Below are 18733 nucleotides of genomic sequence, written 5' to 3'. Positions count from 1 at the left end.
TGTGGGGCAGAGGAACGGGGCGGTGGATCTACCCTCCCCGTTCCCGGTGGCCGCGGTCGTCAACCGTTGAATGACTTGGACTCGGTGGACTCGGTGGACTCAGCGGAAGATCCCCGTGTGCCCCAGCGAGTAGCGACCCGGCTGCGGGTAGACCGCGAGGCCGTGCGGGCCGCCGCCGACGGGGATGCGGGCGGTCTGGACGCCGGTGCGGGTGTCGATGGCGTACACCTCGGAGTCGTAACGGCCGGACAGCCAGAGCGTGTTGCCGTCCGCCGAGACGCCGCCCATGTCGGGGCTGCCGCCCTGGGGGAGCTTCCACTTCTTGGTGAGCTTGTTCTTGGGGAAGTCGAAGACGGAGACGGTGCCCTCGCCGCGGTTGGAGACGTACATCTCGCGTGAGTCACGGCTGACGTACAGACCGTGGCAGCCCTTGCCGGTGCGAAGGAGCTTCGGCTTGTCGAACTTGTCGCCGCTCAGGACCCACATGCCGTGGGCCATCATGTCGGCCACATAGAAGGTCTTGCCGTCGGGTGAGACCTTCACGTCCTGCGGCATGGCGCCCTCGAAGGGCAGCTTCTGCTGGCCGATGACCTTCATCTTCTCCGTGTCGACCTTCAGAAGCTCGCCGGAGAATTCGCAGGAAACGATGAAGTAGCGGCCGTCGGCGGAGAAGTCGGCGTGGTTGACGCCGTAGCAGCTGACCGGTTCGGTCTTGACCTTCTTCATGGTGTGCGGGTCGCGGAAGACGAGTTCGCGGTCCATGGAGGCCATGACGATGGCGTACTTGCCGTTGGGCGTGAAGTAGAGGTTGTAGGGGTCGTGCACGTCGACCGGCTTGCCCGCCTTGCCGGTCTTGGGGTTGATGGGCGTGAGCGTGTGGCCGCGGTTGTTGTTGACCCAGAGGGTCTTCATGTCCCAGGAGGGGACGACGTGTTGGGGCTGGACGCCGACGTCGATGGTGTCGATGACCCGGTACGTCTTGGGGTCGATGACCGAGACGGTGTTGGAGTTGGTGTTGGGGACGTAGACGCGGGAGGGGAAGTCCTTGACCACCGGGGAGAGCTTGTTGGGGCGGTCGGCGGCGTAGACGTCCTTGGGGTCGAGGACCGGCGGCATGCCGGGGAGGCCCGGCGCCACCTTGGGTTTGGCGGGCTTCTGGATGCCCTTGGTGCTGAGTGCTTCGTTCTCGCGGGTGTCGGTTCCGCAGCCGGCGAGTGCGGCGACGACGGCACCGGCGGCGATGAGCGCCGAGGTGCGGCGGGTGAGGTTCAGGTGGAGGGTCATCAGGTCAGCAGCTCCGTGGTCGTCACCGCGCGCAGGCCGCGGCGGTCGAGGTCTTCCAGGACGGCGGGGAGCGCGGCGACCGTGTCCGCGTACCCGAAGTGCAGGCTCACGACGGAGCCCGCGCGCACCTCTGAGGCGATCTTGCGGGTGACGGCCGGGGCGCCCGGCGAGGTGAAGTCGAGGGAGTCGACGTCGTACGAGAGGACGTGCGGGTAGCCGGCGCGGTGGGCGATGCGGGCGACGAGGGGGGTCGCCCGCTGGGCGCGCGATGGACGGAACCAGGTGCCGATGGAGCCGGTGAGGCGGCGCAGGCGTTCGGCGCAGCCGGTGATCTCGGCGCGGGCGTCGGCCTCGGTCATGTCGTTGATGGTGAGGTGGTGGTGGGTGTGGTTGCCGAGGTCGTGGCCGCCGTCGAGGATGCGGCGGGCGAGCGTGGGGTGTTCGTCGAGCCAGCCGCCTACGGCGAGGACGGTGATCTTGGCGTTCGCGTTCTCGGCGATGGTGAGCAGGGACCCTGCGGTGGCGGGGTCGCCCTGGCCGTGGAAGGTGAGGGCGACCTGGGGGCGGCCGCGGGGGCTGTGTGCGATCTGGTCGGGGAGGCCGGGGAAGCGGCGGGGTGCGGGGGCGGCCGCCGGGGTGGCGTGGGGTGCGCCGTGCGATGCGTGCGGGCGGTCGCGCGTGGGGGCGGTGCCGGTCGTGGCGCATCCGGTGGCGAGCGCGCCGGTGACGGCCAGGGCGGCGCCCGCGCGCAGGGCTCCTCGGCGGTCGGTCTCGATCACGCGCCCATTTAATAGGTAAAGCGGGCGAAAGATGCTGATTGCCCGCTTCGGGGCCTCTGCGGGTCGGGGCCGCGAACTCTCCGGCCACCTGGGCGACTCTTGCGGAACACCTGTCACAGCCTGCACTTAACCAGCGTTTACCAGGCAGGTGTCCCATCTCACCAAGGATTCACTTTTGCAATGCCCCGGTTTGGTCCCTTATGCACGGATAGGGACTTTTGGATCGCTGACCCCCGTCTGCCATAGTCGATGCCACGACCTTCATTGACCCATTGACCCGGGCCCAGGTCGTTTCAGTGGCCGTGGACCACACCCCATTAGTCCATGGCCCTTCACGAAGGCCCCCGCACCGCCGCACATCGGCGACCGGGGGCTTTCGTGTCAGCGGTCGGCGACCCGCATCTCGAACCAGGTCGTCTTGCCGCGCGGCAGCAGGTCCACGCCCCACCGGTCGGAGAGCTTGTCGACGAGGAAGAGCCCGCGGCCGCTGAGGTCGAGCTCATGGACGGGCATCAGACAGGGCAGTCCGCGCGAGGGGTCGCGCACCTCGATCCTTATCCAGCCGCGCCGCCGCGCCATCTTCAGGCCGAAGACGCGGGCGCCGGTGTGCCGCACGGCGTTGCCGACGAGTTCGGAGACGAGGAGGACCACGTCCTCGGTCATCTTCGGGGAGAGGCCCCAGTGGCGGAGCACGACGACCTGCGCGAGCCGGCGCGCGATGGCGGCGGACTCCGGGCGCGACGGCAGCGGCACTTCCGCGTCCGTCGGGTTGCCGAACAACTCGAGCGCCTTGAGCGCGTGTTCGTCCTCAACCGCCGGCGACCAGCGCGCCGCGGTCGCACTCCCGTGCCGCCGCGGCTGTTCCATACCCTCCAGCCCCGCCATGCCCCCATCATGGCCGCACCGAGCGCCCTCCGGGGCCGTTCCGGAGGAATAAGCCCCCCGGAACCAACCGTTCCGGGGGGCCGAGTAGGCATATGCCAGTGGCAGTTAGGGCCCTGCGACAGCCCGTCCGACCTGCGATGACTGCCCGCTTACGGGTGATCACCAACAGCCCCGAAGCAGGCAGGCTTAAGGTTCTCTTAAGCCTCGCATAATCCGCCCCTTCGGGGGACACGCATGCTGACGTGCCCTCAACTGATCACATTCCAGGGGCACTTCAGGGGTACGTCAGAGGAACTTCGCCTTGCCGGGACCCTCCTCGACGAAGCTGCGCATGCCCCGCTCGCGGTCCTCCGTGGCGAACAGACCCGCGAACCAGGTGCGCTCGATAGCGAGCCCGGTGTCGATGTCCGTCTCCAGGCCCGCGTCCACGGCCTCCTTTGCGGCGCGCAGCGCCAGCGCGGGCCCCTGCGCGAGCCGCGCCGCCCACTGGTGCGCCTGCTCGTACACCTCGGCGGCGGGCACGACGCGGTCCACCAGGCCGATGGTGAGCGCCTCTTCGGCCTTCACCATGCGGCCGGTGAAGATGAGGTCCTTGGCCTTGGACGGGCCGACCAGACGGGACAGGCGCTGGGTGCCGCCCGCGCCGGGGATCAGGCCGAGCAGGATCTCCGGCTGGCCGAGCTTGGCGTTGTCGGCGGCGATGCGGAAGTCGGCGCAGAGCGCGAGCTCGCAGCCGCCGCCGAGGGCATAGCCGGTGACGGCGGCGACGACCGGCTTGGGGATGCGGGCGACGGCGGTGAACGAGTCCTGCAGGGCACGGGACCGCACGATCATCGCCGCGTGGTCCATGTCCTGCATCTCTTTGATGTCCGCGCCCGCCGCGAACACCTTCTCGCCGCCGTAGATGATCACGGCGCGTACGTCGTCGCGCCGGGTCGCCTCTTCGGCCAGTTCCTTGAGCCGGTCCTGCAGGGCGATGTCGAGCGCGTTCATCGGAGGGCGGTCGAGGCGGATCGTGCCGACGCCTTCGGCGACTTCGAGATGCACAGATGTCATGCGAGGCACGTTAGCCGTGCCCCGCATGACAGCGACATGCGGCCGGGCATCCCGGCGGGCCTGTCAGGCCTTCCACTTCTCCCAGGACATGTTCCAGCCGTTGAAGCCGTTCTCGGGCTGGATCGTCTTGTCCGCCGAGTTCTTCACGACCACCAGGTCCCCGACGAGGGAGTTGTTGAAGAACCATCCTCCGGGCGTCTTCTTGCTGTAGCCGCCGCGCACGTCGCTCAGGCCGACACAGCCGTGGCTGGCGTTCGTGTTGCCGAAGGCACCGCCCGACCAGTAGTTGCCGTGGATGAACGTGCCCGAGTTGGACAGGCGCATCGCGTGCGGGACGTCCTTGATGTCGTACTCGCCGCCGAAGCCGACCGTGTCGCCGTTCATCCGCGTGACCTGGAGCTTCTCGCTGATGACCATCTGGCCGTTGTACGTCGTCGTGCCGGGGGCGCCCGCGGTGATCGGGATCTTCTTGATCTGCTTGCCGTCCCGGACGACCTTCATCTGGTGGGACTTGGCGTCGACGGTGGAGACCTGGCTGCGGCCGATGGTGAACTTCAGGGTCTTGGCCTGCTCGCCGTACACGCCGGGCCGTCCCTCGACGCCGTCGAGGTTGAGGTTGACGGTGACCTTCGTGCCCGCCTTCCAGTACTTCTCGGGGCGGAAGTCGATGCGGTCGTTGCCGAACCAGTGGGGCTCGACGTCCACGGCCGGCTCGGTCTTGATCTCGATGGCCTTCTCGACGTCCTCGGGCGCGGTGATCCCGCGGTTGAAGTGGACGGAGAACGGCATCCCGACGCCGACCTTCGAGCCGTCCTCCGGAGTGAACTGGCCGACGAAGGTGTTCTTCGGGGTCAGCGTCGTGAACGACGTGTCCTTGGCGGACTCGCGGCCCTCGGAGTCCTTGGCGATCGCGTGGACCTTGTACTTCGTGGAGGCCGCCAGGTGGTGCGCGGGCGTCCACGTCGCGCCACCCGAAGTGATCTTGCCGGGGACCGGATTGCCCTTGCTGTCCTCGACCTTGACCTGGGACAGCTTGCCCTTGTCGGCGGCTATCTTCAGGGCCCCGCTGGTGGCCACCGACTCCGCGCCGTCCTTCGGGGCCACGGTCACCACAGCCGTCGACGGCGCGTTCTTGTCGGCCGCCTTGCCCTTGCCCTTGCCGTCGTCACCCGAGTCCGAGCCGCCGCCCCCGCCGCAGGCCGTGACCAACAGCAGTGTCACACCCGATGCCACCGCAAAGAGGCCCTTGCTCCCCCGCCGCCGTGCGCTCCCCCGCGCACCAACCGACGTCCCCGATATCGGTCGCCCGTTCACGATGTTGTCTCCCCTCACACGGCCTGGTCAGGCCCGCACCCCAGTGCATTGGCGCGTGCCGACACGCGCCCCGCGCTAGATAACCACACGGTCCTGACCGATGAGTCCCCGCCAATGTCACTGTTCAGTCCCAACTGCGCATGCGGTGCGGGCCCCACCTCAACTCCCGGCTCAGGGCTTGGCCTCCGGCTTGGCTCCGGGCGGTGCCGTCCAGTCCTTCCACTCCATGTTCCAGCCACCGAGCCCGTTGTCAGGAGCGACTTTCTTGTCATGGCTGTTGACAACTTCCACGACGTCACCGATCAGACTCCGGTCGAAGAACCAGCCCGCCGGGGTCTGTGAGCTGCCGCCCTTCACATCGCGCAGGCCCACGCAGCCGTGGCTGACATTGGTGTTGCCAGGGGCGTCCGGCGACCAGTAGTTGCCGTGCAGGAAGGTGCCGGACGTGGTCAGGCGCATGGCGTGCGGGACGTCGGGGATGTCGTACTCGCCGCCGAAGCCGACGGTGCGGCTGTTCATGCGGGTCACGTCGAGCATCTCGGTGACCACCATCTTCCCGTTGTACGTCGTCGTCTTCGGGGCCCCTGCCGTGATCGGCACCGTGGAGAGGAGCTCGCCGTCGCGGCGTACTTCCATGGTGTGCTCGGCGGCGTCGACCAGGGAATGCTGGCTGCGGCCGACGGTGAAGGTGAAGCTCTTGTCCTGGAGGCCGTAGACGCCGGGCGCGGCCTCGATGTCGCGCAGGCCCAGGCCGACGGTGACCTTGGTGCCGGGCTTCCAGTACTTCTCGGGGCGGAAGTCGACGCGGGTCTTGCCGAACCAGTGCGGGCGTACGTCGACGGCCGGCTCCGCGGTGACGTGGATGGCGCGCTGGACGGCCTCGCGGTTCTCGATCTCCCGGTTGAACTCCAGGGAGACGATCATGCCGGTGCCGACGGTGGAGCGGTTCTCCGGCGTCACGTATCCGATGAACCGCTCGTCGGGGACGTACGTCGTGAACGTCGTGTGCCGGGCCGAGCGGCGGCCGTGGCCGTCGATGGCGACGGCGTGCACCGAGTACTTCGCGGCGAGCGCCAGGCCGCCGTCGTCCAGCGGCTTCCAGGTCGTGCCGTTCTCGTCGATGCGGCCGGGCACCGGGAGTTCCTGGGCGTCCTGCACCCGGCTGACCTTCACCGATTCGAGGCGTCCGTCGGGGACCTTCACCTGGAGCCGTTCGTCGCCCTTGACGCCCTTGCTGCCGTCGTCGGGGGTCACCCGGATCGCGTCGGCGGGCGAGCGCGGCTTGCCCATGAGGCGGTCGATGCCGCCTGAGTCACCGCTGCATCCCGCGGCTCCGGCCAGCAGTCCTGCCCATGTCACTACGGCGGCCAGCGCGGCCCCTGCGCGCCGTGCGCGCCTCGCTACCTGTCTCACGTCCGTCCCAACGACCGTCCCCCTCCTGGGGAAACGTGAGTGCGACGCACCCGCTGGGCAGAACAGTGGGGAGGACGGCGCGGGGAGCCTTGGGGTCCGCTCGCGTCGTCCGGTCTGGTAAGCCCCGGCCGCCGGGACGCGGCGGGGGTCGAGCCGCGGGAGGCGAGTGGGTGTCCAGCGCAGCCGAACAGGAAGCACTGCGGGGTGGGCGGCGCGGGACGGGCGCGGCCGTGGCCGGGCAGCCCGCCGCCGTGAACGGGACATCGGCCGGTGCGCCCGCCGTGCGCGCACCGGCGCGGGACGCGGCCGAGGCGCGGCGGCCGCCGGTGTGGCCGGGGGCGCCGACGCCGCTCGGCGCGCGGTTCAGGGTGGGGCCCGACGGCGTCGCGGGCACCAACTTCGCGCTGTGGGCGGGCGGTGCGGAGGCCGCCGAGGTGTGTCTCTTCGACGACGAGGGCGTCGAGACGCGCTGTCCGCTGACCGAGCTGACGCACGAGATCTGGCACGGCTTCGTGCCGGGAGTCCGTCCGGGGCAGCGCTACGGCTACCGCGTGCACGGCCGCTGGGACCCCTGGACGGGCGCGCGCTGGAACCCGGCGAAGCTGCTCCTCGACCCGTACGCGCGCGCGGTGGACGGCGACTTCGGCGCGCGCGGGCTGCCGCCCGAGGTGTACGGGCATGTGCGGGACTGGCCCCAGCAGCAGGTGGCCGACACGGTGCGGGACGACCGGGACTCGGCGCCGTACGTCCCCAAGGGCGTGGTCGTGCACGACGACGCGCCGGACGACGAGTGGACGGACGACCGGCGCCCCAAGACGCCGTGGGCGGACTCGGTCATCTACGAGGTGCATGTCCGGGGCTTCACCAAACTGCACCCCGGGATACCGGAGGAACTCCGCGGTACGTACGCGGGGTTGGCGCATCCGGCGGCGATCGACCATCTCGTACGCCTGGGTGTGACGGCGGTGGAGCTGCTGCCCGTCCACCAGTTCGCGCACGAGGACCATCTGCTGCGCCGGGGCCTGAGGAACTACTGGGGCTACAACTCGATCGGCTACTTCGCACCGCACGCGGCGTACGCGGCGTCGGGGACGACGGGGCAGCAGGTCGGCGAGTTCAAGCGGATGGTGCGGGCGCTGCACGAGGCCGGGATCGAGGTGATTCTGGACGTGGTCTACAACCACACGGCGGAAGCGGGCGAGTTGGGCCCGATGCTCTCCTTGAAGGGCATCGACAACCGCGGCTACTACCGGCTCCAGCCGTCCGACGCCCGGCGGTACGCGGACTACACGGGGTGCGGGAACACGCTCCAGGTCGTCCAGCCGCACGTCCTGCGCCTCATCACGGACTCGCTGCGGTACTGGGTGACGGAGATGGGAGTGGACGGCTTCCGCTTCGATCTGGCGGCGGCGCTGGCTCGCTCCTTCCACGACGTGGACATGCTGTCGCCGTTCCTGGCGGTGATCGCACAGGATCCGGTCCTTCGCCGGGTGAAGCTGATCGCCGAGCCGTGGGACGTGGGGTCCGGGGGCTATCAGGTGGGGGCCTTCCCTCCGCTGTGGACGGAGTGGAACGACCGCTACCGAGGCGCCGTACGGGACTTCTGGCGGGGCGCGCTGCCCGATGTGCGGGACCTGGGCTACCGGCTCTCCGGCTCGAGCGACCTCTATGCCTGGGGCGGGCGGCGGCCGTACGCGTCGGTGAACTTCGTGACGGCGCACGACGGGTTCACGCTGCGGGACCTGGTCTCCTACGAGCGCAAGCACAACGAGGCCAACGGCGAGGGCAACCGGGACGGCTCGGACGACAACCGCTCCTGGAACTGCGGCGCGGAGGGCGAGACGGATGATGCGCGGGTGGCGGAGGTGCGCCGCCGGCAGCTGCGGAATCTGCTGACCACGCTGCTGCTGTCCACCGGGGTGCCGATGCTGGTCGCGGGCGACGAGATGGGGCGTACCCAGCGGGGCAGCAACAACGCGTACTGCCAGGACAACGAGGTCAGTTGGGTCGACTGGGGGTTGCTCGAGGATCCGGGGTGGCGGGCGCTGTTCGACCTGACGTCCCGGCTGATCGCGTTGCGGCACGCGCATCCCGTGCTGCGGCGGCGGGCCTTCTTCTCCGGCCGTGCGCACTCCGCCGACGGGCTGCGGGATCTGGCGTGGTTCACCGCGCGGGGCGCGGAGATGACGGAGGCGGACTGGTACGCGCCCGCGGCGACGCTGGGGATGTATCTGTCGGGGCGGGACATTCCCGGGCGGGACGCGTGGGGGGTGCCGGTGGTGGACGACAGCTTTCTCGCGGTGCTGCACGCGGGGGAAGGGCCGGTGAGCTTCGTGCTGCCGGGTGAGCCGTGGGCCGGCGCGTACGAGGTGGTGGTGGACACCTCCCTGGAGGAGCAGGGGGTGGCGCCGGGGGATGTCCATCGGGCGGGGGGTGCGGTGACTGTGGCGGGGCGGGCGGTGGTTCTGCTGCGGGTGTGCAGGTGAGGGTCAGCTCAGGATTTTTCGGGTGTATGCCACCGCTACCGCCGCCGCGCGGTCCTTCGCGTCCAGCTTGGCGTAGATGTGGGTGAGGTGGGTCTTCACCGTGGCCTCGCTGATGAAGAGTTCGCGGGCGATCTCGCGGTTGGACGTGCCCTTGGCGACCAGGACGAGGACCTCCCGTTCGCGGGCCGAGAGCGCTTCGTTGCCCGGTGTCGTCGCCGGAGCGCGGACCGCCGAGACGAGGCGGGAGGCCACCGCCGGGGAGAGGACCGTGCGGCCCTGGGCGGCCGCGCGGACCGCGGTGAACAGCTCGTCGCGGGGTGCGTCCTTGAGGAGGTAGCCCGTCGCGCCCGCCTCGATCGCGGGGAGCGTGTCCGAGTCCGTGTCGTACGTGGTGAGGACGAGGACCCGGGAGCGGGCGCCGCGCCGGGTGAGCTCGGCGATCGCGTCGACGCCGTTGCCGCCGGGCATGCGCAGGTCCATCAGGACGACGTCCGGGTCGAGGCGTTCGGTCAGGGCGACCGCCTCGACGCCGTCGGCGGCCTCGCCGAGCACCTCGAAGCACGGGTCGGACTGGAACATGCCGCGCAGTCCGTCGCGTACGACGGGATGGTCGTCGACGATGAGGAGAGTGATCACGTCAGCCATGGCGGACCAACGGTACGCGAGCCGACAGTGCGGTGCCGCCGCCCGGTTCCGATTCGACCGTGAACGAGCCCGCGATGCGCTCGGCGCGGGCCCGCATGCCGTCGAGGCCGAAGCCTCCGGATCCGCTGCGCTTGACGAGTGTCAGCGGGTCGAAGCCGCGGCCGTCGTCCCGCACGTCGAGGGTGACCTCGCCGTCCATGTAGGAGAGGGTGACCCCGACCCGGGTGGCGGCGGCGTGCCGGGAGGCGTTGGACAGTGCCTCCTGGACGATGCGCAGGAGGGTCGCCTCGATCTCTTCGTGCAGGGGCTCGGCGGGTCCGGTGACCGTGACCTCGGCGCGGACGCCGGTGCGTTCGGCCCACTCCGTGACCGTCTTCTTCAGCGCTTCGGGCAGCTCGTCGTGTTCCAGGGCCGTCGGGGAGAGGTTGTGGACGGAGCGGCGGGCCTCGCCCAGGCTGTGCCGGGCGAGATCGGCGGCGCGGCCCAGATGTTCGCGGGCCAGCGTCTCGTCGGAGGCGTTGGCGACGACCTGGAGCTGGGCGATGATGCCGGTCAGGCCCTGCGCGATGGTGTCGTGGATCTCGGCGGCGAGGCGGCGCCGCTCGTCGGCCACCCCCGCCTCCCGTGCCTGGACCAGGAGTTGGGAGTGCAGGGCGGCGTTCTCGTCCATGGCCTGCTGCAACGCGGTGTTGGTGTGCTCCAGTTCGACGATGGTGGAGACGGCGATGCGGTTGCGCTCGTCCTCCTGGGCCGCGAGGTGCGCGAAGACGATCAGCAGGGCGACGTTCACGGCGAGCAGCGCGCCGAAGACGGTCCAGCCGAGTTCGTCGTGCGGCGGCAGACCGCCGGACTGGGAGCCGGCCATGATGACGGCCGTGGCGAACAGGCCGGGCTTGACCAGGCGCGGCGGCAGCAGCCGTTCGGCGCCGAAGTAGCCGACGACGGCGTAGAACGCGAAGAACGGGTTGAACCAGGTGAGGACGAAGGCGAGCGCCCAGCGCACGGCGTAGTAGAGGGTTCCGGCGGCCGAGGGGCCCGGACGGCTTCCGGCCGCCGCGCTCCACCACAGCTGGAGCGCGAGCCCGGCGCCCACGAGAGCCCAGGACGCGTACCGCTCGCCCCGGCTCATGCCGACGACGCCGGAGGTGGCGAGCGCCATGAGGAGCCCGAAGCCGAGCAGGACGTAGGGGCCCCAGCGGTTGAAGAGACCCCATCGCTGCTCGATGATCTTCGCGGCGTCCGCCGTGCTCATGGCCATGGCCCCAGTGTCGTCGACGCACACCGCCCGGCCCATGCCCTCACTCCCAGCGGAACCAGCGCGCCGCGCCGTACGTCAGCGCCACCGTCCACAGGGCGAGCACACCCAGGTGCGCCCACCCCGGCCAGTCCCCCGCAGCCGCCTCGTACAGCGCCTGCGAGGCCGCGCCGAAGGGGGTGAACTCGACGATGCGGGCGAGGGTTTCGGGCATGGACTGGACCGGCAGCCAGACGCCCGCGGTGAACATCGAGGGGAAGAAGACCGCCGAGCCGATCGCGGTGGCGATCTTCGATGTGCGGGAGAGCGCGGAGACCAGGGCGCCCATGGCCAGGGCCGCGCAGATCGCCAGGGCGAGGGCGACGACGTATCCGAAGGCCATGCGCGGCAGCGGTACGTCGAAGGCGATGCGGCCCACCACGAGCGAGAGCAGCGCCGAGAGCAGCGCGGCCGCGCCGTGCAGGCCCATCTGCGCGGCGAGCAGTGACGTGGGGCGCACCGGGGTGGTGGACATCCGGCGCAGGATGCCGCGTTCGCGGTAGCCGGTGATGACGGGCGGCATGGACTGACCGCCCGCCATGATCATGGCGAGGAGCACCGTCACGGGGACGTACGCGTCGACCATGCGAAGCCCGCCGAGCGAGTCGTCGGCCTCCCGGAAGGACGGGATGGAGCCGAGGATCACCAGGAGGATGGCGGGGAACGCCAGGATCCAGAAGATCCCGCCGGGTTCACGGGTGAAGAGGCGGAACTCGCTCTTCACGACGGCGGTGGTGGCGGCGCTCATGCCTTGGCTCCCGTCAGGTCGAGGAACGCGTCGTCCAACGTGGCGTCGGAGACCCGTAGTTGACGGGCGGTGATGTGGTGCCGGGCGAGCAGCGTGATGGCCGCGTCGACGGTCGCGTCGGTGCCGTTGATCGTGTAGCGGCCGTCCCGCTCCTCGACGGAGGTGAGCTGCGGCAGCGCGGCGAGTTCCCGCTCGTCGAGCGGCGCGGACGGCGTGAACGACATGACGGTGGATCCGGCGGCCCGGCTGATCAGGCCCGCGGGGGTGTCGAGCGCGGCGATCCGGCCCTGGTCGATGACGGCGATGCGGTCGCAGAGGCGCTGGGCCTCCTCCATGAAGTGGGTGACCAGGAGGACGGTCACTCCGCTGTCGCGTACGTCCTCGATGAGCTGCCAGGTGTCGCGGCGGGCGCGCGGGTCGAGTCCCGTGGTCAGCTCGTCGAGGACGACGACCCTCGGGCTGCCGATCAGTGCGAGCGCGATGAACAGGCGCTGCTTCTGCCCTCCGGAGAGCTTGCCGAAGCGGCTGTCCAACTTGTCGGTGAGGCGCAGGCGTTCGGCGAGGGGGTGCCAGTTCGCGGGGTGCGGATAGAAGGCGGCGTACAGTTCGAGCGCCTCGCGGACGGTGAGCTTCGCCTGCAGCTCGCTCTCCTGGAGCTGGGCGCCGAGGAGCCGGGTGACGCGGTCGTGGTCGGCGGCGGGGTCGAGCCCGGCGACCCGGACCGTCCCCGTGTCGGGGGTCCGCAGGCCTTCGACGCACTCCACCGTGGTGGTCTTGCCCGCGCCGTTCGGTCCGAGGACTCCGAAGATCTCGCCTTCCTCGACGGCGAAGGAGACACCGTCGACGGCGGCACGTCCGCCGTAGGCCTTGTGCAGGTCGCGCACTTCGATGATGGGCATGGGGCGAGCCTCGCCGGTGGGCGGGGGTGCGGGCATCGCCCATCGCGCTCGAAGCGGCATCAGCCGATCGGTTGATGGCGGGTACGACCTCGCCGATGGCGGCGGGTCCTAGGACCAGCGGACGAGCGCGTCCGGGCCAAAACTCGGTGGGCGCTGTCAGTGGCCGTCCGTAGGCTCGCTCCTGATGCCGAACCAAGATGCACCGACCAAGGAATCAGCGAAGGAATCAGCGGGGCGACCAGCGGGGGAACACTCGGGAGGGTCCGCCGCGCGGACCCTGCTGCGTCTGTGGCCCTATGTCCGCCCCGTACGAACTCGCCTGTTCAGCGCGGCATTTGTCGCCATCCTCGCCTCTTGTACGGGGCTTGTCTTCCCCCTCGTACTGAAGTGGCTCGTGGACGGCCCGGTGGCCGAGCGGGACCTCGGCGGGGTGTGGCTCGGGGCGCTGCTCCTGTTGCTGCTCGGCATCGCCGAGGCGCTCCTCTTCGGCCTGCGGCGGTGGCTGGTGGCGCGGCCGCTCGCCTCCGTCGAGGCGGCGATGCGGGCGGATCTCTACCGCCATCTGCAGCGGCTTCCGGTGGCGTTCCACGACCGGTGGGCGTCGGGCCAGCTGCTTTCGCGCGGCACGACGGATCTGATGCTGCTTCGGATGTTCCTCGCCTTCCCGCTGACGTTCCTGGTGGTCAACGGCGCGACGATCGTGGTCGGCATGGTCATCCTGGTCGCGCAGGACTGGACGCTCGGGCTCGTACTGATGACCCCGCTGGTGCCGCTGGTGATCGTCTGCGCGTACTTCGAGGGCCGGTACATGGCGGTGGCGCGGCGGGCGCAGGACCAGGTCGGCGATCTGACGACCGTCGTCGAGGAGAGCGTGCTCGGCATCCGCATCATCAAGGGCTTCGGCCGTCACCGCAGTCAGGCGCGGGCCTTCCACGATCTTTCGCACACGCTGCGGGGCACGGAACTCGCCAAGGCGCGGCTGCTCGCCGCGATCTACGCGGTGATCATGGCGCTGCCGGAGGTCGCGATCGGTGCGGCCCTTGTGCTCGGCACGGTGCAGGTGGCCGACGGCGACCTGTCCACGGGCACGCTCGTGGCGTTCCTCTCGACGGCCCTCGCCCTGCGCTGGCCGGTGGAGTCGATCGGCTTCCTGCTCGCGATGAGCCAGGAGTCGGCGACGGCCACGGAGCGGTACTTCGAGGTGATGGACGCGGAGCAGGAGTCTTCGTCGGTCGGGGGCGGGGTCGGCGCTGAGGCTGGGGCTGGGGCTGGAGTCGGCATCGGCGTCGGCGTCGGCTCGGGGATCGGGTCCAAGTCCGGCGCCGGGGGCAGGGCCAGGGGCGGCGCTGGATCCGCCACCGACGCCGGGTCCGCCACCGGCCCAGGGGCCCGGTCCGGCTCCGGGGAAGCCGGGCTCCGCTTTCACGGCGTACGGTTCCGCTATCCCGACGCCCCGCCCGACGCGCCACCCGCGCTCGACCGCATCGATCTGCACATACGCACGGGCGAGACGCTCGCCCTCGTCGGTGCGACGGGCAGCGGCAAGACGACCCTGACGGCGCTGGTGCCGCGGCTGCACGAGGTGAGCGAGGGCCGCATCACGCTGGACGGCGCGGACATCGCGGAGATGGACCGCGAGCAGCTGCGCACGCTGGTGGCCGTGGCCTTCGAGGAGCCGACACTGTTCTCCGCGTCGGTCGGCGAGAACGTCCTGATGGGGGCCGAAGAGGCCGCCGGGCAGCCCGAGTTGGCGCGCGCCCTCGACATCGCGCAGGCCGACTTCGCGCACGCGCTGCCGCAGGGCACGGACACACAGGTGGGCGAGCAGGGCCTGAGCCTGTCCGGGGGCCAGCGCCAGCGCCTCGCCCTGGCCCGCGCGGTGGTCGCCCGCCCCCGCTTCCTGGTCCTCGACGATCCGCTGTCCGCCCTGGACGTGCACACGGAGGCCCTGGTGGAGGCGGCCCTGCGCCGCGTCCTGCGGGACACCACGGCCCTGGTGGTGGCGCACCGCCCGTCCACGGTCCTGCTCGCCGACCGCGTCGCCCTGCTGTCCGGAGGCCGGATCACGGCGGTGGGCACGCACCAGGAACTGCTGCGGGAGAACGCGGAGTACGCGTGGCTGATGTCGGGGGCGGAGCCCGCTTCCGCTCGGGAAGAGGCGGACGACACGTCCGCGGAGGGGGAGGCGGCACGATGACGGCATCGACACCGGCGTCACGGACCACGGGGCCGGGCGGGGAGGAAGAGCCGGGGGGCCGTCGGCACCTGGACGACGAGCGGCACCCGGGCGACGAGCGCCGCCCGGGAACGGACGCGTCAGCCGGGTCGCGAACCCGTTCCGATGCGGAGGCCCGTTCCAACGCGGAGGCCCGTCCCAACACGGCAGCCCGCCCCGACGCGGCAGCCCGTCCCGACACGGAGGCCCGTTCCAACACGGCAGCCCGTCCCGACACGGCAGCCCGTTCCAACACGGAGGCCCGCCCCGACGCGGCAGCCCGTTCCGACACGGAGGCCCGTTCCAACACGGCAGCCCGTTCCAACACGGCAGCCCGTTCCAACACGGCAGCCCGTCCCGACACGGATGCCCGTTCCAACACGGCAGCCCGTTCCAACACGGCAGCCCGCCCCGACGCGGCGGCCCGTCCCAACACCGCGGCCCGTTCCAACACGGAGCCCGCCCCCCTCAACGGCTCCCCCGCCCCGCACCCTGCCCCCGCCGAATCCCCTTCCCCCACCGACGACTTCGACCAGGACACGCTCCCCACTGCGCCCGGCGCCACCGCCGCGCTGCTCCGTTCGCTGCTCGCGCCGCTGCGCAGGCGGGTCGTGCTCGCGACCGTGCTGCTCCTGCTGCAGCAGGCCGCCGTGCAGGGCGGGCCGCTGCTCGTGGCGTACGCCATCGACAGCGGCGTGCCGGCCGTACGCCGCGACGACTACGGGCCGTTGATCGCCGTCGGTCTCGGCTATCTGCTGTGCGCGGCCGCGTCCGCCGGGTTCCAGTACGCGTTCATCGTCGCCTCTGCGCGGGTGAACCAGGACGTGCTGCTCGATCTGCGCGGGCGGATCTTCCGGCACGCGCAGGCGCTCAGCGTGGACTTCCACGAGCGGTACACATCGGGGCGGCTGATCTCCCGTTCCACCACGGATGTGGAATCCCTGCGGGAGCTGCTCAGCGAGGGCCTGCAGGAGCTGATCACCGTCATCCTGTCCTTCGTCTACATCTCGGCGATGCTGCTCTGGCTCGACCTGAGCCTCGGCGCAGCCGCGGTGGTGTCGTTCGTGCCGCTCTACCTCCTCGTACGCCGCTACCAGCGCCGCGCGGGCCCGCTGTTCGGCAAGCGTTCCACCGCCATCGCCGCCGTCATCGTGAAGTTCGCCGAGACCATGAACGGCATCCGCCCGGTCCGCGCCTTCCGCCGCGAGCGCGCCAACGAGGCCGAGTTCGCCGTGCTCAACCACCGTCACGAGCGCAGCAACGGCGACGCGATGCTGGAGATGGCCCGCTATGTCGTCGGGTCCCGGCTCGTCGCCAACACGGCCGTCGCCGGCATCGTCCTGTGGGGTGCCTACCGCGTCACCGACGGCACGCTCGCGCTCGGGGTCCTCGCCGCAGCGGTGCTCTATCTGCGCCGTCTCTACGACCCGATCGACCGGCTCGGCATGTTCCTCAACTCCTACCAGTCGGCGGCCGCTTCCCTGGAGAAGGTCGCGGGCCTGCTCGCCCAGACCCCTTCGGTACCGGAACCGGCCGCCGAGTCCGCGCGCCCCCTGCCCTCCCTCGCCTCCGAACACCCGGGCCGCGAGGTCCGCTTCGACGGCGTGCGGTTCGCCTACCGCACCGGCGGCGAGGTGCTTCCCCGCTTCGACCTGACGCTGCCCGCCGGGCAGACCGTCGCCGTCGTCGGCTCCACCGGCGCGGGCAAGTCGACGCTCGCCAAGCTCCTGGCCCGCTTCTACGACCCGACGGACGGCCGGGTCCTCCTCGACGGGGTCGATCTGCGCGACCTCGCCAACGCCGAACTGCGGCGCGGCGTGGTCATGGTGACCCAGGAGGCCTTCCTCTTCTCCGGCACGGTCGCGGAGAACATCGCCATCGGCCGCCCGGACGCCACCCGCGAGGACATCGAGCACGCGGCGAAGGCGATCGGCGCGCACGACTTCATCGCCTCGCTGCCGGACGGCTACGACACCGACGTACGCAAGAGGGGCGGCCGTATCTCCGCCGGTCAGCGGCAGTTGGTGGCCTTCGCGCGGGCGCTGCTCGCCGACCCGGCGGTGCTCATCCTGGACGAGGCGACCAGCTCCCTGGACATCCCGGGCGAGCGGGCCGTGCAGCGCGCCATGGACACGGTGCTGCGCGGCCGCACGGCCGTCGTGATCGCCCACCGGCTCTCCACCGTGGAGATCGCCGACCGGGTGCTCGTGATGGAGCACGGCCGGGTCGTGGAGGACGGCACTCCGGACGAACTCATCGCGGGCAGCGGTTCGTTCGCGGATCTGCACCGCGCCTGGCGGGACAGCGTGGTGGGGTAGGGCGCCTTCCGGGTCGCTTTCCGGGTCGCGCTTTCCGGGTCCCGCGACGCTTCACGCGGCCTTGGACAGGGTGGACCTGTCCAGCCGGGGCACGGTCGTGCCGGGCGTCGCGGTTCCCGTCACGGCCCGTGGTCCATCGTGGCGCGGCCACAGGAGGAGGGCGCCGACGGTGCCCGCCCCGGCGAGGGCCGCGAGGACGGACCAGGCGAGCGCGAAGCCGGCGTTCGTGCCGAGCCATCCCGCGATGGGGTAGGTGATCAGCCAGGCCAGGTGCGACAGGGAGAACTGGGCCGCGAAGGCCTCGGGGATCGCGTTCGGTGCGACGGAGGCGCGCAGGACCTTTCCGGTCGGCGTGACGACGAGCGCCATGCCGATGCCGATCACGGTCCAGTTGATCGCCGTACCGGTCCATGTGGTCAGGCCGGCCGCCATGAGGCCCACCGCGGCGATCGTGCCGCCGAGGAGGACTCCGGCGCCGGTCAGCATGACGGTGCGGGCGGCGATCCGGTCGAGGATGCGGGGAAGCGCTAGGGCCGCGAGGAGGGTTCCGCCGCCGGAGGCCGCGAGCATCCATGCGACGTCCGACTGCGAGCCGCCGAGCTCGTCACGCACGTAGTTGACGGTGTTGACGACGACGATCGACCCTGCCGCCGCGACCACGAGGTTGAGCGCCATGACGCCGCGCAGCCGCGGTGTCCTGAGGAAGGTCCTGATCCCTGCCGCTGCCCTGTCCCAGGCCTTGGCGTGGGCGTTGGGGCGGGCGTCGGGGATGCGCGTCGACAGGACGAGGAGGGCGGAGACGGCGAATCCGACGGAGGTGCCCAGGAAGAGCAGGTTGAAGCTCATGAACGCCAGGGCAACCGCTGCGAGTACCGGGCTGAGCAGGCTCTCCATGGTGTAGGCGACCTGAGAGGCGGACAGGGCGCGTGTGTAGTCGGATTCGTCCGTGACGATGTCGGGGATGACGGCCTGGAACGTCGGGGTGAAGGCCGCGGATCCGGCCTGCAGCAGGCCGATCAGCACGTAGATGTGCCAGACCTCGGTGACGAACGGCAGCGCGAGGACCACCGCGGCGCGCACCACGTCGAGGAGGACCAGGAAGGCTCTTCTGGGGAGCCGGTCGACGTACGCGGCGGCAAGGGGGGCTATGACCACGTACATGACCATCTTGACGGTCAGGGCGGTGCCGAGGACCACGCCTGCGCGCGGTCCCGCGAGATCGTAGGCGAGCAGTCCGAGGGCCACTGTCGCGAGACCGGTGCCGAACAGGGCGATGACCTGGGCGCTGAACAGGCGGCGGTAGTCGCGGATGGCGAACAGGCTCATGGCGTGTTCCTTCCGGGTCCATGCGGCGGGGCACGGCCTCGGGGCGGAGGCCGTGCCCCGCGAGCCGGGGC

At 70.8% G+C, this 18733-nt stretch carries 14 protein-coding genes; 3 read left to right on the top strand and 11 right to left on the bottom strand.

Annotation, left to right across the window (positions count from 1 at the left end):
* Positions 1-99 precede the first annotated feature (99 nt).
* The 6 genes from OG453_RS26115 to OG453_RS26090 form a co-directional block, all read right to left on the bottom strand.
* The gene (locus tag OG453_RS26115; RefSeq protein ID WP_266870940.1) at positions 100-1284 is read right to left on the bottom strand and encodes a YncE family protein; all 1185 of its coding nucleotides are present in this window, start codon (positions 1282-1284) and stop codon (positions 100-102) included.
* Positions 1284-2063 carry a polysaccharide deacetylase family protein gene (locus OG453_RS26110; protein WP_266870939.1) on the bottom strand — a complete coding sequence of 260 codons (780 nt, stop codon included), beginning with the start codon at positions 2061-2063 and terminating at the stop codon, positions 1284-1286. The genes OG453_RS26115 and OG453_RS26110 overlap by 1 nt, the downstream gene beginning before the upstream one ends.
* Before the next feature lie 381 nt (positions 2064-2444).
* Entirely contained in the window at positions 2445-3053 is a 609-nt protein-coding gene (locus OG453_RS26105; RefSeq protein WP_266873132.1) for an ATP-binding protein, read from the bottom strand.
* Positions 3054-3233: 180 nt separating this feature from the next.
* Positions 3234-4004 carry an enoyl-CoA hydratase/isomerase family protein gene (locus tag OG453_RS26100; RefSeq protein WP_266870938.1) on the bottom strand — a complete coding sequence of 257 codons (771 nt, stop codon included), beginning with the start codon at positions 4002-4004 and terminating at the stop codon, positions 3234-3236.
* Between the two features lie 63 nt (positions 4005-4067).
* Positions 4068-5318, bottom strand: a complete 1251-nt coding sequence (locus OG453_RS26095; RefSeq protein WP_266870937.1) for an Ig-like domain-containing protein — start codon at positions 5316-5318, stop codon at positions 4068-4070.
* 171 nt (positions 5319-5489) lie between these two features.
* A complete protein-coding gene (locus tag OG453_RS26090) occupies positions 5490-6608 on the bottom strand; it encodes an Ig-like domain-containing protein (RefSeq protein WP_266870936.1) in 1119 nt (372 codons plus the stop codon).
* Between the two features lie 293 nt (positions 6609-6901).
* Between OG453_RS26090 and glgX the strand changes: the two genes are divergently transcribed.
* Positions 6902-9217, top strand: coding sequence for a glycogen debranching protein GlgX (gene glgX / locus OG453_RS26085; protein ID WP_266870935.1), 2316 nt, complete (start codon positions 6902-6904; stop codon positions 9215-9217).
* Positions 9218-9220: 3 nt separating this feature from the next.
* Here the strand turns inward: glgX and OG453_RS26080 are convergent, their stop codons facing one another.
* The 4 genes from OG453_RS26080 to OG453_RS26065 are packed head-to-tail and all read right to left on the bottom strand — an operon-like array spanning position 9221 to position 12803.
* Positions 9221-9862 carry a response regulator transcription factor gene (locus tag OG453_RS26080; RefSeq protein WP_266870934.1) on the bottom strand — a complete coding sequence of 214 codons (642 nt, stop codon included), beginning with the start codon at positions 9860-9862 and terminating at the stop codon, positions 9221-9223.
* Complete coding sequence (locus OG453_RS26075; protein ID WP_266873131.1) at positions 9855-11114, bottom strand: sensor histidine kinase; 1260 nt, start codon at positions 11112-11114, stop codon at positions 9855-9857. Before OG453_RS26075 ends, OG453_RS26080 begins: the two co-directional genes overlap by 8 nt.
* Before the next feature lie 46 nt (positions 11115-11160).
* A complete protein-coding gene (locus OG453_RS26070) occupies positions 11161-11904 on the bottom strand; it encodes an ABC transporter permease (RefSeq protein ID WP_266870933.1) in 744 nt (247 codons plus the stop codon).
* Positions 11901-12803 carry an ABC transporter ATP-binding protein gene (locus tag OG453_RS26065; protein ID WP_266870931.1) on the bottom strand — a complete coding sequence of 301 codons (903 nt, stop codon included), beginning with the start codon at positions 12801-12803 and terminating at the stop codon, positions 11901-11903. The genes OG453_RS26070 and OG453_RS26065 overlap by 4 nt, the downstream gene beginning before the upstream one ends.
* A 184-nt stretch (positions 12804-12987) precedes the next feature.
* Here OG453_RS26065 and OG453_RS26060 point away from each other — a divergent pair, with 184 nt between their 5' ends.
* Positions 12988-15000, top strand: a complete 2013-nt coding sequence (locus OG453_RS26060; RefSeq protein WP_266870929.1) for an ABC transporter ATP-binding protein — start codon at positions 12988-12990, stop codon at positions 14998-15000.
* Positions 14997-17336: an ABC transporter ATP-binding protein gene (locus OG453_RS26055; RefSeq protein WP_266870928.1), complete on the top strand. Its 2340-nt coding sequence runs from the start codon at positions 14997-14999 to the stop codon at positions 17334-17336. Before OG453_RS26060 ends, OG453_RS26055 begins: the two co-directional genes overlap by 4 nt.
* A gap of 51 nt (positions 17337-17387) precedes the next feature.
* Here OG453_RS26055 and OG453_RS26050 read toward each other — a convergent pair whose 3' ends face one another.
* Positions 17388-18662: an MFS transporter gene (locus tag OG453_RS26050; protein ID WP_266870926.1), complete on the bottom strand. Its 1275-nt coding sequence runs from the start codon at positions 18660-18662 to the stop codon at positions 17388-17390.
* Positions 18663-18733: the final 71 nt, after the last annotated feature.

The sequence above is a fragment of the Streptomyces sp. NBC_01381 genome (assembly GCF_026340305.1).
In the GTDB taxonomy this organism is placed as follows: domain Bacteria; phylum Actinomycetota; class Actinomycetes; order Streptomycetales; family Streptomycetaceae; genus Streptomyces.
This window is presented reverse-complemented; position numbering and strand designations above follow the sequence as displayed.